Genomic DNA, 917 nt, shown 5'->3' with positions numbered 1-917 from the left:
AGAATTGAGATTTTTCATGAAGAAATACTGATAGCTACTATGGAGGCAGTTTCTTACCGTAAGGATCATTATTTTATTGAAATTGATCAACAAGTTTAAGTGGTTACAAAAGTTACAGATCAAAGCTGTCCTTAGGGGCAGCTTTTTCATTCAATGATTGTGCAGTCTTGTTATAAGTGAAATCCCAAAAAAAGTACCTTCTTACCTCAAATGGTGCAACAAAAAACTCACCGTCACAAAGAGGTGAGTGGAAATTCATATGTTCTTAATCCTTAATAGTGGAAAGTGCAATTTGAAGGTTTGCGAAAGTGGAGATTGTGCTAAAATCAATTCCTAACTGGACCATGGTTTGGGCAATTTCTGGTCTTATGCCAGTCAGCATCGGTTTAACACCAATAAGTCTGAGTGAAGCTATGACCTTGAAGATTCTGTCAGCCACCATTGTATCAATGATGGGTACCCCTGAAAGATCGATTAAAAGGTACTCAAGAGAATGTTGAGCGCTTTTCGAAAGTGCCTGATCCATGAGCTCCTGCGCCCTTTTTGTATCGACATCACCAATTAGTGGCAGAACTCCAATTCCGTTCTGTATTTTTATGACTGGAATAGAAAGTTCTAATACGGACGTTTCTGCTGCATTGATTCTGTTTGTGTAAAAACGGGTATATGTAACACTAAGCCAATGAATGGCAAAATCGATTACTGAAGTGAATTTGAAGATGATGTCATGGTATTCGGACAATGAAAGTCCTATTTCTTCTGCTTCTTTTTTAATGATTTCACCAACAACAGTACGATAGTGTTTAATTACATTGATAGCATTATCAAGAGAAAAATCTATCTTGATTAATGAATTTATCGTTTCTTCACCCCAGCTTTCGACATCTGATTCGTTAGTAGTATCTTTATTAGTGAAT

General features: G+C 36.6%; 1 protein-coding gene. It reads right to left on the bottom strand.

Annotation, left to right across the window (positions count from 1 at the left end):
• Nucleotides 1-265 precede the first annotated feature (265 nt).
• The coding region (locus tag HP456_RS24370; RefSeq protein WP_172255815.1) for an STAS domain-containing protein at nucleotides 266-917 on the bottom strand (652 nt) is incomplete at its 5' end.

Source organism: Bacillus haikouensis (assembly GCF_013179555.1).
In the GTDB taxonomy this organism is placed as follows: Bacteria; Bacillota; Bacilli; order Bacillales; family Bacillaceae_B; genus Rossellomorea; species Rossellomorea haikouensis_A.
The sequence above is the reverse complement of the archived record's forward strand: the minus strand, read 5'-3'. Positions and strand labels throughout refer to the sequence as shown.